This window comes from Sinomonas flava (assembly GCF_039531875.1).
Taxonomy (GTDB): Bacteria; Actinomycetota; Actinomycetes; order Actinomycetales; family Micrococcaceae; genus Sinomonas; species Sinomonas flava.
The window spans coordinates 139,545-155,362 of record NZ_BAAAQW010000004.1; the positions used below are offsets into that span (position 1 = coordinate 139,545).

Genomic DNA, 15,818 nt, shown 5'->3' on the forward strand with positions numbered 1-15,818 from the left:
GGACATCTTCCCCGGCGACACACCCCATGGGAGGGTAACCGCATGGCTCCGCAGCGCGAGACCGTCGAGATCGAGGGCCGCCGACTCAGCCTGTCCAACCTGGACAAGGTGCTCTACCCGGACGCCGGGACGACCAAGAGCGACGTCATCGAGTACTACCGGAGCGTCGCCGCGGTGATGATCCCAGCCGTGCGGGACCGGCCCGCCACCCGGAAGCGGTGGGTGCATGGCGTCGGGACCGCGGAGGAGCCCGGAGAGGTCTTCTTCCAGAAGAACCTGGACGACCGCTCGACTCCGGAGTGGGTTCAGCGCGTCACGCTCCACCACCGCCGCTCGACCAACACCTATCCTCTGGTCAACGACCTGCCCACCCTCATCTGGCTCGCCCAGATCGCCGCCCTCGAGATCCACGTGCCGCAGTGGCGCGCGGTCGAAGAGGACACGATGATCAACCCGGACCGGCTCGTGATCGACCTCGACCCCGGCCCCGGCGCGGGCCTGCCCGAGTGTGTCGAGGTGGCCCACCTCGTCAAGGCCATCTTCGACGACATGGGACTCACATCCGTGCCGGTCACGAGCGGATCCAAGGGCATCCACCTGTACGCGAAGCTGGACGGCAGCCAGGCGTGGGAGCAGGTCTCCGCAGTGGCGCGCGAGCTCGCGAAGTCCCTCGAAGCGGACCACCCGGACCTGATCGTCGCCGACCAGAAGAAGACCCTGCGCACCGGCCGCGTCCTGGTGGACTGGAGCCAGAACAGCGGCCAGAAGACCACGATCGCCCCCTACTCCCTGCGCGGGCGCTCCCAGCCCATGGTCGCCGCGCCCAGGACGTGGGAGGAGATCGGCTCCCCGGATCTGGCACATGTGCGCTACGACGAGATGGCGTCCCGGCTCGAGACGTTCGGGGACCTGTTCGCCCCGCTGCACCCCCCGGCACTGTCGGAGCACGACGGCGGCGGCGGCCGCGCGGCGTCGTCCGCCGACCCGCTGACCGCGTACCGCGCCAAGCGCGACGCCGCCAAGACCCCCGAGCCCGTCCCCCTCGAGGCGCCCACGCCCGGCCGCGGCGACGCGTTCGTGATCCACGAGCACCACGCACGGCGGCTGCACTGGGACCTGCGGCTCGAGCACGAGGGAGTGCTGGCCTCGTTCGCGATCCCGAAGGGCATCCCCACGGACACCCGCGCGAACCACCTCGCCGTGCACACCGAGGACCACCCGATCGAGTACCTCACGTTCACCGGCACCATCCCGAAGGGCGAGTACGGCGCCGGCGAGATGTCCGTGTGGGACACCGGGACGTACGAGGTCGAGAAGTGGATCGACGGCAAGGAGATCATCGTCGTGCTGCACGGGCGCGAGGGCGGTGGCCTCGGCGGCGTGGCCGCGGAGCTGGGCCGGTCCGGCGAGGGGGTCCGGCTCGCGCTCATCCACCCTGACGGCGGCTACGGCGGCGGCGACTCCGGCGGCAAGGAGAACTGGCTCGCGCACCTCATGAAGGACCAGGAGAAGGGCCACTGGCGCCACGACGCGAACGGTGCGAAGGAGGCGAAGGCCGCCGACGTCACCCCCTCTGACGCCGAGGTCACCCCCTCTGACGCCGAGGTCACCCCCCGTGACGCCGACGTCACCCCTGCCGCGCGGACCGGCCCGGCGCCGTCGCCCATGCTCGCCCAGCAGGGCACCCTCGGGATGGTGCGCGGCGACGACTGGGCACTCGAGATGAAGTGGGACGGCATCCGCGCGATCGTCGACGCCCGCGCCGAGCCGCTGCGGCTCATGAGCCGCAAGGGGATCGACCAGATGGCCACCTACCCGGAGCTGTCCGGCCTCGCCGCGCTCTGGCCGGCCGTGCTCGACGGCGAGATCATCGCCCAGGACAAGAACGGCCGCCCGGACTTCGGGCTGCTCCAGCAGCGCATGAACCTGACCCGGCCCGCCGACGTCGAACGCGCACGCCGCGACGTCCGGGTGCGGATCGTGCTGTTCGACCTCCTCGAGTACGAGGGCCGGGACCTCACCCGGCTCCCGTTCCGCGAGCGCCGCGCCGCGCTCGAGCTCCTGGCCGACGGCGGACTGCCGGAGAACGTCCAGCTCTCGCCCCTGTTCGACGGCGACGCCGAGCACGTCCTCGCCGCCTCCGCCGAGCACAGCCTCGAGGGGATCCTCGCGAAGCGGCTCGGCTCGCGCTACGAGCCCGGCCGGCGGTCCGCGGCCTGGCTGAAGGTCAAGAACGAGCGCACCCAGGAGGTCGTGGTGGGCGGCTGGCGGGAGGGCAACGGGAGCCGCGCCGCCACGCTCGGATCGCTGTTCGTGGGCATTCCGGACGACGCCGGGCGGCTGGTCTACGCGGGCAGGGTCGGCTCGGGCTTCACGGACGCGATGCTCGACGAGATCTCCTCGAAGCTGCGCCCGCTCGAACGGAAGACCTCTCCCCTCGAGGAGATGCCCGCCGCCGACGCGAGGGACGCGCACTGGGTCACACCGAAGTACGTCGGGGAGGTCTCCTACTCGGAGATGACCTCGGGTGGGCGCCTCCGCCACCCCGTCTGGCGGGGCTGGCGGCCGGACAAGGCCCCCGAGGACGTGGTGCTGGAGGGCTGACGCGCTCCCTCTGACCCGAACGATTGTTGAACAATCTTGCCTCATGGTGCATGCTGGATGCAGCACACCGATGAGACGGAGATCACCATGGCCACCATCGACCTCAACAGCGATGTCGGGGAATCGTTCGGGAACTGGACGTTCGGAGACGACGCCGCGATCTTCGCGAGCGTCTCCAGTGCGAACGTCGCCTGCGGCTTCCATGCGGGCGACCCGCGCCAGATCCGCGCCACCTGCGAGGCCGCGGCAGCCGCCGGCGTGACGGTCGGCGCCCACCCCGGCTACCGGGACCTCGCCGGATTCGGCCGCCGGTTCATGGACGTCCCGGCGAGCGAGCTCACCGACGAGGTCATCTACCAGATCGGCGCCCTCCAGGGCCTCGCCCGCGCGGCGGGCACCGAGGTCAGGTACGTCAAGCCACACGGTGCGCTCTACAACGCAATCGTCCACCACGAGGCGCAGGCCAAGGCCGTGGCGAAGGCCGTCGCCGAGGTCGCCCCCTCCCTCCCGCTCCTCGTCCTGCCCGACTCGGAGATCCGCCGTGCCGCCGAGTCCGCCGGACTGCGCACGGTCACCGAGGCCTTCGCCGACCGGGCCTACACCCCCGAGGGCAGGCTCGTCTCGCGGCGCGAGCCGGGCTCCGTGCTCCACGACCTCGACGAGATCGTTGAACACGTCCTCCGCCTCCTCGACGGGAAGGTCCGCGCGGTCGACGGAAGCCACGTCATAGTCGCCGCGGACAGCATCTGCGTGCACGGCGACACCCCCGGCGCCGTCGCCATGGCCGCCAGGATCCGCGCAGCCCTCACCGATGCGGGCGTCGAGATCAAGAGCTTCGCGTGATGGCCCAGACCCTCGTGAACCCGATCGTCGGAGTGCGCCCCGCCGGGGACCGGGCCCTGCTCGTCGAGCTGCGCTCGCTCGGCAGCGTCCTGGCCCTGGCGTCCCAGCTCACCGCCGCCCAGAGGGACGGCCGGCTCGACGTGGTCGACGTCGTGGCCGCCGCGACGACGGTCCTCGTGGTCGCCGACTCTGCCGCCGGCGTCGCCCGCGCTGCCGACTACGTCCGCGGGCTCCGCCTCGAGGACGCCGAACGGAAGTCCGGCCGGCTCGTGCAGATCGAAACCGTGTACGACGGCGCCGACCTCGCCGAGGCCGCCCGGCTCACCGGCGCGAGCACCGAGGCCCTCGTCGCCGCCCACTCGGGGCAGGAGTGGGACGCCGCGTTCGGCGGCTTCGCGCCCGGGTTCACCTACCTGACGCACGACGGCGCCCCCTCCGTCCCGCGGCGGACCTCGCCCAGGACATCGGTCCCGGCCGGGTCGGTGGCGCTGGCCGGAACATACACGGCGGTGTACCCGCGGGAGTCGCCCGGTGGCTGGCAGCTGATCGGGCACACGGACGCGGTCATGTGGGACCTTTCCCGGGAGGATCCCGCGCTGGTCCAGCCCGGCGACCGGGTCCGCTTCGTCCCCGTCCGGGCGAGCGCAGCGCTCACACACGCTGCCTCCACCCCGGCGAATTGTCGGCCTGCCGCGGGTGCAGGCGCCGCGCACCCGCGCGCAGCCGACGATTCCGGGGAGGGCGGGCGCACGGCCGCGGAGCCTGCCGGCGCCTCGGCGACGCGGGCCGCGTCAGGGGGGCTCGTCGTCGTGCGCGCCGGGCTCCAGACGACGGTGCAGGACCTCGGGCGGCCGGGGCACGCGGCGCTGGGGGTGAGCGTCTCGGGCGCGCTCGACCGGGGGGCGCTGCGGCGCGCGAACCGGATGGTGGGCAACGAGCCCGGGGCCGCTGCCCTCGAGGTCCTGCTCGGCGGGCTCGAGCTCTGCGCCGAAGCGGATCAGGTCCTCGCCGTCACCGGCGCCGACGTCCCGCTGCGCATCACGCCGCGGGCCCACAGCGCGCAGGGACATGACCCCTCAACGCACGGAGATGACCCCTCAACAGCGCGGGAAGGGGCGCGGGAGGCACCGCGGGACGCGCCGTTCGCGCTGCTGGCCGGCGAGACCCTGGCCCTCGGCACCGCCGGCGCCGGCCTGCGGGCCTACGTCGCGGTGCGCGGCGGCCTCGACGTCCCGCCCGCGCTCGGCAGCCGCTCGGCCGACTCGCTCTCCGGGATCGGACCGACCCCCCTCGTCGACGGCCAGGCGCTCGCGGTGCTGCCGGTGCGCGGCGCCCACGTCGTGGGGCATCCCGAGGTCCCGCCGCGGCTCCCGGGAGCCGTCACCGAGCTCCGCGTCCTGCCCGGCCCGCGCGAGGACTGGTTCACCGACGCGTCCAAGGCGGCGCTGTTCGACCAGGAGTGGACCGTGACCCCGCAGTCCAGCCGCGTCGGCCTGCGGCTGGACGGCGCACCCCTGGAGCGGTCCCGCGAGGGCGAGCTCACGAGCGAGGGGACCGCCCGCGGCTCCCTCCAGGTCCCCGCGAGCGGCCTGCCCGTCCTGTTCCTCGCCGACGCCCCGGTGACCGGCGGCTACCCGGTGATCGGCGTCGTCGTCGATGCCGACCTCGACCTCGCGGCCCAGCTGCCACCGGGCGCCGCGGTGCGCTTCGTGCCCCAGCCCGGCGCCGCCCCCACGACCCCCGAAGGAAATGCCGATGCGTAAGGTCCTCATCGCCAACCGCGGCGAGATCGCCGTCCGAATTGCCCGCGCGTGCGACGACGCCGGGCTGGCCAGCGTGGCCATCTACGCCGACCAGGACGCCGACGCCGTCCACGTCGCCGCCTGCACCGAGGCCTACGCCCTCGGCGGGACCTCCCCCGCCCAGACCTACCTCGATGCGGGCAAGATCCTCGACGTCGCGGAGCGGTCCGGGGCCGACGCCGTCCACCCCGGCTACGGGTTCCTCTCCGAGAACGCCGACTTCGCCCAGGCCGTCCTCGACGCGGGCCTGATCTGGATCGGTCCCTCCCCCGAAACGATCCGGCTCCTGGGAGACAAGGTCAGCGCCCGCGAGGTCGCGGTGCGCGCGGGCGCCCCGCTGGCCCCCGGCAGCGACGGTCCCGTCGCGAGCGCCGAGGAGGTGCGCGTCTTCGCCGCCGAGCACGGACTGCCGGTGGCCATCAAGGCAGCGTTCGGAGGCGGCGGCCGCGGCCTCAAGGTGGCCCGGACTGCCGGGGAGATCGAGGAGTCCTTCCATTCGGCGGTCCGTGAGTCCCGCGCCGCGTTCGGGCGCGAGGAGTGCTTCGTCGAGAAGTTCCTGGACCGCCCGCGGCACGTCGAGGCACAGGTCCTCGCCGACACCCACGGCAACGTCATCGTCGTCGGGACCCGTGACTGCTCGCTGCAGCGCCGCCACCAGAAGCTCGTCGAGGAGGCGCCCGCGCCGTTCCTCACCCCCGAGCAGCGGTCCCGCATCCACGAGTCCGCGAAGGCGATCTGCCGCGAGGCCGGCTACGTCGGCGCGGGCACCGTCGAGTACCTCCTCGACAGCCAGGGGACTATCAGCTTCCTCGAGGTGAACACGCGCCTGCAGGTCGAGCACCCCATCACCGAGGAGACCTCCGGAATCGACCTCGTGGCGGCGCAGCTCGGGATCGCGGCCGGCGGGACGCTGCCCATCCTGACGGACCCCGAGCCCCGCGGCCACTCCATCGAGTTCCGCATCAACGCCGAGGACCCGGGGCGCGGCTTCCTGCCCGCGCCGGGTACCGTGGCGCGCTTCGCGGTGCCGTCGGGGCCGGGAATCCGCGTGGACTCCGGCGTGCGCGACGGGTCCACCGTGCCCGGCCAGTTCGACTCGCTCCTGGCCAAGCTCGTGGTCACCGGCGCGGACCGCCAGCAGGCGCTCCGGCGCGCCCGCCGCGCCCTCGCCGAATTCGAGGTCTCCGGCCTCCCGACCGTCCTACCCTTCCACCGGGCCGTCGTGGCGGACCCGGCCTTCGCCGCGGAGGACGGCGCCGCCGGCTTCGGCGTGTACACGACGTGGATCGAGTCCGAGTTCGCCGACGCGCTCGCCGCGAGCACCGAGCTCGCCCCGGCGCCTCCGGACGGCCCGCGGCAGACGTTTGCCATCGACCTCGACGGGCGCCGGGTCACCCTGGGCCTGCCCGCCTCGCTCCTCGCGGGGCTCGCCGCGGCCGGGCTGGGGTCGGCAGCGGGAGCGGCCGGCGCGCCGTCGTCCGTCCCCGCGCACGACGGCGCGGCCGCCTCCCCCGGCCACCTCACCGCCGCGATGGGCGGCACCGTGGTGAAGTGGCTCGTGGAGCCCGGAACGGGCGTCGAGGAGGGGACCGCCGTGGTGGTGATCGAGGCGATGAAGATGGAGACGACCGTCTCCGCCCACCGTTCCGGCACCCTCGGCGAGCACGCGGCCGCCCCGGGCGACGCCGTCGCGGCGGGCAGCGTCCTGACGACGATCGGCTGACCGCTCCCCCACTAGGCTGGGGCCATGACGTCCGAGGCAGTCCTCTCCTCCCTGCGCGCCGCCGCGGGGAACACGAAGCACGCCGAGACGAGCCAATGGGTCGCAGCCCAGCTGCGGCACACCATCACCGAGGGGAAGCTCGCACCCGGGGCGAAGCTGGCCGAGGAGGAGTTGCGCGAGGCCCTCGGCGTCTCGCGCAACACCCTGCGTGAGGCCTTCGCGACCCTCGCGACGGAGCGCGTCGTCACGCGCATCCCCAACCGCGGCGTCTTCGTCTCGCATCCGACGCCGGAGGACATCCGGGAGATCTACCGGGTCCGGCGGTTCATCGAGCCCAGCTGCCTGCTCTGGGCGCCAGCCCAGACCGCGGAGCCGCTCGACGCCGTCGTGCGCCAGGCCCGGGCAGCCGCCGAGGCTGGCGACGTCCCAGCGATGGCGACGGCGAACCAGGAGTTCCACCGCGCGATCGTGGCCAGGGCCGGCAGCGGACGGCTCGACGCGCTCATGGAGCAGATCCTCGCCGAGATGCGGCTCGTGTTCGCCACGATGGGCTCCGACCCCCGCTTCCACGCGCCGTACGTCGAGGAGAACGCCGCGATCACCAGGCTGGTCGAGGCAGGGCGCAACACCGCCGCGGCCGAGGCCATGGTCACCTACCTGCACCGTGCTGAGCTGCAGCTGCTCGAGGCCGTCGAGGGACAGGCGCACGCGTCCTGACCCTTTCGCTCGGCCGGTTTGTTGTTCAACAAACGCGCCTTTGCGTCGGGCGGCGACGCTCCACAGACGGCTCTGGGAACCCCTCGCACGGGCACTCCAACCCCGAACCGTCGAATTTTTCGCCGGGGATTGTTGAACAAACCCATGTCGTAGTGCATGCTTGATCTATGCGCTCGATGAGATGAGCGTCACAGCCATCCAGAAACCGCCCCCCACGAAGGACACCAGCATGAGCACCCACGCATCGTCGCACGGTACTCCGCCTGCGGCCCGCAAGATCCCCCCGGGCGCCATCAGGGCCTACATCGCGAGCCTCACCGGGACCTCCCTCGAGTACTACGACTTCGCCATCTACTCCGTGGCCTCCGCGCTGGTCTTCCCGAAGATCTTCTTCCCCTCCGGTGACGAGTTCGTGGGGCTCCTGCTCTCCTTCTCGACCTTCGCGATCGGCTACCTCGCCCGGCCCATCGGCGGCATCATCTTCGGCCGCCTCGGCGACAGGATCGGGCGCAAGCACGTCCTGGTGGTCACCCTCCTGCTCATCGGCATCGCCACCGTGCTGATCGGCGTCCTGCCCACCTACGGCACCGTCGGCGCCGTCGCACCCCTGATCCTGGTGCTGCTTCGCCTCGCGCAGGGCATCGGCGTGGGCGGCGAGTGGGGCGGGGCCGTCCTGCTCTCGAGCGAGTTCGGGGACCCGAGCAGGCGCGGCCTGTGGTCCTCCGCGGCGCAGATCGGCCCGCCGGCCGGGAACCTCCTCGCCAACGGCGCCCTCGCCGTGCTCGCGGCGACCCTCAGCAACGACGCCTTCCTCTCCTGGGGCTGGCGCGTCGCCTTCCTCGCCTCCGCCCTGCTCGTCGTCTTCGGCCTCGTGATCCGCCTCAAACTCGAGGAGACCCCGGTCTTCAAGAACATCGAGGCCCACGGGGAACGGCCCAAGGCGCCGATCGCCGAAGTGATCAGGACGCAGCCGCGCGGCCTGGCCGCGGCGATCCTGTCCCGCCTGAGCCCGGACATCCTCTACTCGCTGTTCACTGTCTTCGTGGCCGTCTACGCGACCAAGGAGCTCGGCATGACCACGGGCACGGTCCTGACCGCGATCCTCATCGGCTCGGCCTTCCAGCTCGTGCTCATCCCGGCTGCCGGCGCCCTCACCGACCGCTTCAACCGCCGCCTCGTCTACGGCATCGCGGCCGCGGCGACCGCCGTGTGGATCCCGGTCTTCTTCCTCACGGTCCAGAGCCGGTCCGTGGTCGTCCTGACCATCGGCGTCGTGGTCGGCCTCGCGCTCCACGCGTTCATGTACGGCCCGCAGGCGGCGTTCATCACCGAGCAGTTCCCGGCGCGGCTGCGCTACGCCGGCAGCTCGCTCGCGTACACGCTCGCCGGCGTCGTGGGCGGCGCCATCGCCCCGCTCGTGTTCACCGCCCTGTACCAGGCCACGGCGAGCTGGGTCCTCATCGCGGTCTACCTCGCCGTGGCGTCCGTGGTCACGATCGTCGGCCTCGCGATCGGGCGCGACCCGAAGACCGAGGAGGAGCTCGCCCTCGTCAAGGCCGACGAGGCTGGCTGACCGCCGGAGGATCCGCCCCCAACGCGTTCCAGCACGTGACTCCCAGAAGGTGACCCCCAGACCATTCCGGTCTGGGGGTCACCTTCTGGGAGTCACCTCCTGCGCGGCTTCTCAGGCCGCCAGGGTGTGGCCCCTGTGGTGCGCGTCGGCGTCCTTGCGCTCGACTTCGGCGAACTCGTCCTTCGGCTTCATCAGCGCCATCACGACGACGAGGAGCCCGGAGAGCGCGACCAGTTCGGACACCACCGGCGCGGCCATCACCGCGGCACCCCAGTGCTCGAAGACGTCCCAGACCATCATGGCCCCGAAGAACGCGCCCGCGACCACGTTGGCCCAGCGCACGACGGTGTCCGTCAGGACGAACGTCAGGAACGCCAGGACCAGCGGGACCAGCACGAACGCCGCCATCTCCAGCGTCACAGGGCTGTCGACCGCCATCTCCATGATCCGGCCGCTGCGGAGCCCATCGATGAATCCGGGCTCCATGAGCACCAGCAGGAACAGGAGGATCATGCCCACCGCATAGAACACCCACAGCGTGGCGATCCGGAGCTTCCACATCAACGACCGCATCGTCGCCACCTCCTCAGGTGGAGAGCCGCCCGCTCGGGCAGGCCTCCATCTTCAGGATGCACTTCTTCTACCTCGCGTAGAAGTGCCGAAGGTCCCCCGCGGCCTGAACCGGGCAGCCGCGCGATTCGTTTGACCCAGTGAGAGCGGGAGGACGGCATGGAACTCGACGGCATCGCGGTCACGACCCTCGACGGGCGCACGACGACGTTCGGCGAGTGGGCGGGCAAGGTTCGGCTCGTGGTCAACGTGGCCAGCAGGTGCGGCCTGGCGCCGCAGTACGAGCAGCTCGAGAAGCTCCAGCGCCTCTACGGGGACAGGGGCTTCACCGTCCTGGCCTTCCCCAGCAACCAGTTCCTGCAGGAGTACCGGGACGCGGAGAGGATCTCGCAGTACTGCTCGCAGACCTGGGGCGTGACGTTCCCCGTCATGGAGAAGGTCTGGGTCAACGGACGCGGGGCGCACCCGCTCTACCGCGAGCTCACCAAGGCTTCCGACGCCTCCGGGCGCTCCGGCCGCATCCAGTGGAACTTCGAGAAGTTCCTCGTGATGCCCGACGGCGCCGTGCAGCGCTTCCGCCCGCAGACCCCTCCGGACGACCCCGCGATCATCGCGCTCATCGAGTCAGCGCTGTCGCGCTGAGGAGGCCCGCTCCGTCGAACGCTCCGCCGCCCAGACTGCGAGCGCAGACCGGCTGCGGAGCCCGAGCTTGGCCAGCGCGTGGGCGACGTGGTTCTCCACGGTCCTGGCCGAGAGTGTCAGCCGCTCGGCGATCGCCGCATTGCCCAGACCGCGGCGCACGAGCTCTGCCACCTCAAGCTCGCGCGCGGTGAGGGCTGCGGGACCCTCGGCGTCGTGCGCTTCCCAGGCGCCCCGCAGCTCCTCCGCCGCGTCGGCGAACCGGAGCTTCTCCCCCGCACCCCAGGCCGCGGCGAGGCCACCGGGGCCGAGGAGGAGCTCCGCGGTGGCGCGCACCTGGTCGAGGTCCGCGGAGGAGATCTCGTGGAACCGCCCGCCGGCGCCCTCCCGCCGCGAGACGGCCGCAGCGGCGCGCGCCGCCGTCGTCGGATCCCGCCGCACGGTCAGCGCCGCGAGCCGCGCGAGGGCGATCGCGCGCATGGTGACGTCCCGGATCCCCGCCAGCACCTCCACTGCGCGGAAGAGCCTGTCGCGGGCCTCGGCGCTGCGCCCCAGCGACGACTCGGCGAGGCCGCCATAGGTGAGGGCGATCCCCTGCGCGAACGCGTCGCCGGCCTCGACGGCAAGCGGATACGCGGCCTCGAGGATCTCGAGGGCGTCCTGTTCGCGGTGGCCCCACACGGCGGCCATGCCGCGTGCGCACAGCGCCCGGCTCCTTCCTGCGGCGTCGCCAAGGGAGGTGTACGCCTCCATCGCCGCGACGGCCGCGCGGTCTGCGCCCTCCGGGTCGTGCCCGAGGGCCCGGGACACCGCACGGTAGAACAGCGCCTCGGCGGCCGCCGCGGACCGCGGGTCGAGCAGCGCCAGTGCCTCGTCGACATGCGCTCCCGCGAGCTCGGTCTCCTGCCGGACTGTGCGCAGGTTCGCGGCGACGACGAGCCCTGCGGCACGCGCCTCGTCCCGCGCGGGGTGGCGCCCGAGGAGCCTGAGGGCCCACCCCAGCCCCTCGTCCTGGCCGTTGCGGAACCAGAGCTCGCGGGTCGCCGCCATGAGCCGCAGGCCCTCGGCGGGCGCGGCGCGCACCGCGAAGTCCAGGGCCGCCCGCAGGTCGGGCAGCAGGTCCGAGCGTTCCCCCGCCCGGGACGCCTCGAGCACCGACGGGAACGTCGCGGCGCCGAAAACCGAGCCGAGCCAGGCGAGGTGCCGGCGCTGCGCGCCCTCGAGCCTCCCCGCGGCCTCGAGCCCTTCCCGGGCGAACTCGCGCAGGCTCTCGAGGAGCCTGAAGGTGGTCCTGCCCCGAGCGTCCTCACCCGTCTGCAGGAGGGACCGCAGGACGAGCTCCTCGAGGTGGTCCAGGGTCGCGCCGGCGACGGCGGCGGCGGCCTCGGCGTCGAACGGGCTGGCGAAGACCGCACACGCCTCGAAGACGGTGCGCTCCTGCGCGCCGAGCGCGTCGACGCTCCCCGCGATGCACGCGCGCAGCGTCCGGTGGCGCGCCGGCGCCGTCGTGGGTCCGGTCCCCAGCGCAGCCAGCCGCCGGTCGAGCCGCGGGAGCAGCTCCTGCGGCGTGAGCACAGAGACCCGGGCGGCGGCAAGCTCAACCGCGAGCGGCAGCCCGTCGAGGCGCGTGCACAGGGCGCGGGAGGCCTCGCGCGCCTCGCGCGTGTCCCCGAGCGACGGGCGCAGGGCGAGGGCGCGGTCCCAGAAGAGGGCTTCGGCGTCGTCCACGGGCAGGGGGCCGACCGCGAGGACCCGCTCGCCCGCGACGCGCAGCGGCTGGCGGCTCGTGACGAGGATCCGGCAGCCCTCCGACCCGGCCAGCAGCAGCGCCACGACGGAGGCCGTGTCGTGGAGGACGTGCTCCGCGTTGTCCACGACGAACAGCACCTCACCGGGAGCCCCGCCGGCCTCGAGCCACCAGAGGATCGCCGAGCGCGCGGACTCGTCGGTAAGGTCCCGCAGCCCCAGCGACTCCGCGACCGCGAGCGAGACCGGAGAGCCCTCCCCGATCCTCGTGAGGTCCACGAACACGGGCCTGCCGAACCGCTCGGCGGCGGCGCCGACGGCGGCGAGCGCGACCCGGGTCTTGCCCACGCCGCCGGGGCCCGTGAGCGTCACCAGCCGGCCGGCGGCGAGAGCCTCGACGACCGAGGCCACCTCCTGCGCGCGCCCCCTGAAGCTGCTGGCGGAGGCGGGGACGCGGCCGGGCCCGCGCTGGGGTGCGGGAGCTGATCCCGTGGCCATGCTGCCAGTATCCGCGTGCCGGCGAGGGGGGGTCCAGCGGCGTGCGGATGAGTACCCACGTGGGTGGATGCACCGATGCCCAGGCCCCCTCCCCACGCCTACCGTGAAGGCATCAGCAGCAGGCCGCAGACCCGAGAGGAGCACGCCATGCACGCCGCAGCCCCAGCCCCCGCCAAGACCCCCCTTCCCCTCAACGTCCACGAACGGGCGCTCGTCACGTGGGCGGCCATCTTCCCGCTCGTGCTGGCGGCCCAGGCCGTGCTCAGCCCGCTCGTCCACGCGTGGCCGGCCGTCCTGCAGGTGTTCGCGATGACCCTCGTGGTCGTCCCGGTCGCCTCGTATGTCGTGATGCCGAGACTCATGGCGCTCTACGCGCGGCTCACACGTCGATGAGGGCCTTGCCCACCAGTCCTCCCTCGACAGCGTCGTGCGCGGCGGCCGTCTCCTCGAGCCGGAACCGGGTCAGCGGCAGGCCGTGCTCCTGGCCGACCCTGAGCGCGCCGTCGGCGAGGGCCGCGCCGACGGCGGCAACGGCGTCGTGCTTCTGGGCTTCGGTGACCGTGTAGGTGAGGATGAACTGGAGCCGCACGTTCTTCCCCATCGCGGCGCGGACCGGCAGGGTGAGCGTCTCGTCGCCGGTCCCGGCGTAGGCGGAGACTGTGCCGCCGGTCGCGACCGCGGCGAGGTCGGAGCCGATGTTCGCGGCGACGTTGACGTCCACGATCAGCTCCGCGCCGCCGCGCGCCACGCGGCGCACCTCCGCGGCGACGTCCTGCTCGCGGTAGTTGACGACGACGCCGGCCCCCGCCGCGCGGGCGAGCGCCGCCTTCTCGCCGCTGCTCACCGTCGCGACGACGGTGGCGCCGGCCCAGCGCGCGAGCTGGATCGCGGCATGCCCGACCGCGCCCGCGCCGCCCGTCACGAGGACGGTGGTGCCGCTCAGCGCGCCCGGGGCGAGACGCGCCGGACCGCCTTCGCGAGCGGTGAGCGCGCGGTGAGCCGTCAGCGCGGGGATGCCCAGGGACGCGCCCGTCTCGAACGACTCGCCGTCCGGGAGGGGCTGCGCCTTCTCCGCTGGCACGACGACGTACTCCTGCGCCGTGCCCTCGGTGCCCCCGTACGCGACGTCCCAGAGCCAGACCCGCTGCCCGGGTTCGAGGCCCTCGACACCCGGCCCGACGGCGTCGACCGTCCCTGCGGCGTCCTGCCCGGGCACGTGCCAGCCCTCGAGGGCGCCCGGGTAGGTGCCGCCCGCGCGCGCCTTCCAGTCCGTGGGGTTGACCCCCGCGACCGCGATCCGGACCCGGACCTGTCCCTGGTCGGGCTCGGGAAGGGTGCGCTCGCGCAGGGTCAGGACCGAGGACGGGCCCGTCGCGCTGTACATGATGGCGCGGTAACCGATGCCGGGGGTGGGGTTGCTGGTGGTCGTCCTGTCGGTGTCAGCCATGGGCCCATCCTGCCCCATCCGTCCGCGCGCCACTCCCGGGACGTGACTCCCGGGAGTGGCCCCCAGAACGTGACCCCCAGACGGGGGGAGGTTCAGCCCTGGAAGTACTCGATCCGCGCGCCGATCGAGTTGAGCCGTTCGGCCAGGTCCTGGTACCCGCGCTCGATGACGTAGATGTTCCGCAGCTCGCTCGTGCCACGCGCGGCCAGCATGGCCAGCAGGATGCACGCCGCGGGGCGCAGGGCGGGCGGGCACCCCACCTCGGCGGCGCGCCACTTGGTGGGGCCGTTCACGTAGATGCGGTGCGGGTCGAGGAGCTGCACGTTCGCGCCGAGCCGGTTGAGCTCAGTGAGGTAGATGGCGCGGTTCTCGTAGACCCAGTCGTGGATCATGGTCTGCCCGGTCGCGTTCGCCGCGATGACGGCGAAGAAGGGCAGGTTGTCGATGTTCAGGCCCGGGAAGGGCATGGGGTGGATCTTGTCCGCGGGCGAGTGGAGCTCGGACGGGAGCGTCGTGACGTCCACGAGCCGGGTGCGGCCGTTGCGGGCCGTGTACTCTCCCGAGACGACGAGCTTCTGGCCCATGGTCGCAAGCGTGGCGAGCTCGATCTCCATGAATTCGATCGGCACGCGCCGCACGGTCACCTCGGAGCCGGTGACGATGGCGGCGGTGATGAGGCTCATCGCCTCGATCGGGTCCTCGGAGGGCCAGTAGTCGATGTCCGCCTCGATCCTGGCCCTGCCGCGGATCTTCAGCGTCGTGGTCCCGACCCCTTCGATCTGCACGCCGAGGGCCTGCAGGTAGAAGCACAGGTCCTGGACCATGTAGTTCGGGCTCGCGTTGCGGATCACCGTCACGCCCTCGCGGTGCACGGCAGCCATGATGGCGTTCTCGGTGACCGTGTCGCCGCGCTCGGTGAGCACGAAGGAGCGGTCGGCGCGGTCCGCCTCGGGCGCGCGGACGGTGTAGAAGCCGGCGGTGGCCTCGACGGCCAGGCCGAACTCGCGCAGCGCCTGCATGTGCGGCTCGACGGTGCGGGTGCCGAGGTCACAGCCGCCGGCGTAGGGAAGCCTGTACTCGCTGCGCTCGTCGAGCAGCGGTCCGAGGAGCATGATGACGCTGCGCGTGCGGCGTGCCGCCTCGACGTCCATGCCGTCGAGGTTCAGCACGGCGGGGCGGCGGATCTGCAGGTCGCGCGGCTCGCCGTCGGCCGCGGGCAGCCAGAGGCACTCGACGCCGATCGAGGTCAGGACCTCGACGATCCGGTTGACCTCCTCGATGCGCGCGAGGCTGCGCAGCGTGGTCGTGCCCCGGTTGATGAGGGAGGCGCACAGCAGCGCGACTCCGGCGTTCTTGGACGTGTTGACGTCGACGGCGCCGGAGAGGCGGCGCCCGCCCTCGACCCTCAGGTGGGTCATCTTGGGTGCGCCGACGTTCACGATCTGGCGGCCGAGGATGTCCTCGATCCGCTGGATCATCTTCAGGCTCAGGTTCTGCTTGCCCTGCTCCATGCGGGCGACGGCGCTCTGGCTCGTCCCCAGCTCGGCGGCAAGCTGCCCCTGGGTCCAGCCCCGGTCGGAGCGGACGGTGCGGAGCAGCACGCCTACGGTCTCTGCGGTCTGTTGGGCCATGCCCACAAAAATATCACGCCTGCTA

At 72.7% G+C, this 15,818-nt stretch carries 12 protein-coding genes; 8 read left to right on the forward strand and 4 right to left on the reverse strand.

Annotated features, from left to right (window positions below; translation table 11 throughout):
* The first annotated feature begins 42 nt into the window (after positions 1–42).
* From ABD298_RS08265 to ABD298_RS08290, 6 genes are all read left to right on the forward strand, one after another.
* Positions 43–2,604, forward strand: a complete 2,562-nt coding sequence (locus ABD298_RS08265) for an ATP-dependent DNA ligase (RefSeq protein ID WP_344299209.1) — start codon at positions 43–45, stop codon at positions 2,602–2,604.
* 87 nt (positions 2,605–2,691) lie between these two features.
* Positions 2,692–3,447, forward strand: coding sequence for a LamB/YcsF family protein (locus ABD298_RS08270; RefSeq protein WP_344299261.1), 756 nt, complete (start codon positions 2,692–2,694; stop codon positions 3,445–3,447).
* Positions 3,447–5,210: a 5-oxoprolinase subunit B/C family protein gene (locus ABD298_RS08275; RefSeq protein ID WP_344299210.1), complete on the forward strand. Its 1,764-nt coding sequence runs from the start codon at positions 3,447–3,449 to the stop codon at positions 5,208–5,210. Before ABD298_RS08270 ends, ABD298_RS08275 begins: the two co-directional genes overlap by 1 nt.
* Complete coding sequence (locus ABD298_RS08280) at positions 5,203–6,972, forward strand: acetyl/propionyl/methylcrotonyl-CoA carboxylase subunit alpha (protein WP_344299211.1); 1,770 nt, start codon at positions 5,203–5,205, stop codon at positions 6,970–6,972. The genes ABD298_RS08275 and ABD298_RS08280 overlap by 8 nt, the downstream gene beginning before the upstream one ends.
* Positions 6,973–6,996: 24 nt before the next feature.
* The gene (locus tag ABD298_RS08285) at positions 6,997–7,689 is read left to right on the forward strand and encodes a GntR family transcriptional regulator (protein ID WP_344299212.1); all 693 of its coding nucleotides are present in this window, start codon (positions 6,997–6,999) and stop codon (positions 7,687–7,689) included.
* A 229-nt stretch (positions 7,690–7,918) separates the two neighbouring features.
* Positions 7,919–9,262 (forward strand): MFS transporter, encoded by a 1,344-nt coding sequence (locus ABD298_RS08290; protein WP_344299213.1) that lies wholly within the window; start codon positions 7,919–7,921, stop codon positions 9,260–9,262.
* 111 nt (positions 9,263–9,373) lie between these two features.
* Here the strand turns inward: ABD298_RS08290 and ABD298_RS08295 are convergent, their stop codons facing one another.
* Positions 9,374–9,835 (reverse strand): DUF6326 family protein, encoded by a 462-nt coding sequence (locus tag ABD298_RS08295; RefSeq protein ID WP_344299214.1) that lies wholly within the window; start codon positions 9,833–9,835, stop codon positions 9,374–9,376.
* 156 nt (positions 9,836–9,991) lie between these two features.
* Between ABD298_RS08295 and ABD298_RS08300 the strand changes: the two genes are divergently transcribed.
* Entirely contained in the window at positions 9,992–10,474 is a 483-nt protein-coding gene (locus tag ABD298_RS08300) for a glutathione peroxidase (protein ID WP_344299215.1), read from the forward strand.
* On the opposite strand, the gene ABD298_RS08305 is transcribed toward ABD298_RS08300, so the two are convergent.
* On the reverse strand, positions 10,457–12,715 hold the full coding sequence (locus tag ABD298_RS08305; RefSeq protein WP_344299216.1) for an ATP-binding protein: 2,259 nt from the start codon (positions 12,713–12,715) through the stop codon (positions 10,457–10,459). The genes ABD298_RS08300 and ABD298_RS08305 overlap by 18 nt on opposite strands.
* Positions 12,716–12,862: 147 nt before the next feature.
* Between ABD298_RS08305 and ABD298_RS08310 the strand changes: the two genes are divergently transcribed.
* On the forward strand, positions 12,863–13,108 hold the full coding sequence (locus ABD298_RS08310) for a putative antibiotic biosynthesis monooxygenase (RefSeq protein WP_344299217.1): 246 nt from the start codon (positions 12,863–12,865) through the stop codon (positions 13,106–13,108).
* Here ABD298_RS08310 and ABD298_RS08315 read toward each other — a convergent pair.
* Positions 13,095–14,162, reverse strand: coding sequence for an NADPH:quinone reductase (locus ABD298_RS08315; protein WP_344299218.1), 1,068 nt, complete (start codon positions 14,160–14,162; stop codon positions 13,095–13,097). The two genes, ABD298_RS08310 and ABD298_RS08315, sit on opposite strands and share 14 nt — an antisense overlap.
* Before the next feature lie 92 nt (positions 14,163–14,254).
* Positions 14,255–15,793 carry a UDP-N-acetylglucosamine 1-carboxyvinyltransferase gene (locus tag ABD298_RS08320; protein ID WP_344299219.1) on the reverse strand — a complete coding sequence of 513 codons (1,539 nt, stop codon included), beginning with the start codon at positions 15,791–15,793 and terminating at the stop codon, positions 14,255–14,257.
* Positions 15,794–15,818 lie beyond the last annotated feature (25 nt).

What these genes read in the sequence shown, in the direction of transcription:
- ABD298_RS08285 (WP_344299212.1), top strand. Translation starts at nt 6,997, where the DNA reads ATGACGTCCGAGGCAGTCCTCTCCTCCCTGCGCGCCGCCGCGGGGAAC.
- ABD298_RS08310 (WP_344299217.1), top strand. Translation starts at nt 12,863, where the DNA reads ATGCACGCCGCAGCCCCAGCCCCCGCCAAGACCCCCCTTCCCCTCAAC.
- ABD298_RS08270 (WP_344299261.1), top strand. Translation starts at nt 2,692, where the DNA reads ATGGCCACCATCGACCTCAACAGCGATGTCGGGGAATCGTTCGGGAAC.
- ABD298_RS08320 (WP_344299219.1), bottom strand. Translation starts at nt 15,793, where the DNA reads ATGGCCCAACAGACCGCAGAGACCGTAGGCGTGCTGCTCCGCACCGTC.
- ABD298_RS08305 (WP_344299216.1), bottom strand. Translation starts at nt 12,715, where the DNA reads ATGGCCACGGGATCAGCTCCCGCACCCCAGCGCGGGCCCGGCCGCGTC.
- ABD298_RS08300 (WP_344299215.1), top strand. Translation starts at nt 9,992, where the DNA reads ATGGAACTCGACGGCATCGCGGTCACGACCCTCGACGGGCGCACGACG.
- ABD298_RS08315 (WP_344299218.1), bottom strand. Translation starts at nt 14,162, where the DNA reads ATGGCTGACACCGACAGGACGACCACCAGCAACCCCACCCCCGGCATC.
- ABD298_RS08280 (WP_344299211.1), top strand. Translation starts at nt 5,203, where the DNA reads ATGCGTAAGGTCCTCATCGCCAACCGCGGCGAGATCGCCGTCCGAATT.
- ABD298_RS08265 (WP_344299209.1), top strand. Translation starts at nt 43, where the DNA reads ATGGCTCCGCAGCGCGAGACCGTCGAGATCGAGGGCCGCCGACTCAGC.
- ABD298_RS08290 (WP_344299213.1), top strand. Translation starts at nt 7,919, where the DNA reads ATGAGCACCCACGCATCGTCGCACGGTACTCCGCCTGCGGCCCGCAAG.
- ABD298_RS08295 (WP_344299214.1), bottom strand. Translation starts at nt 9,835, where the DNA reads ATGCGGTCGTTGATGTGGAAGCTCCGGATCGCCACGCTGTGGGTGTTC.
- ABD298_RS08275 (WP_344299210.1), top strand. Translation starts at nt 3,447, where the DNA reads ATGGCCCAGACCCTCGTGAACCCGATCGTCGGAGTGCGCCCCGCCGGG.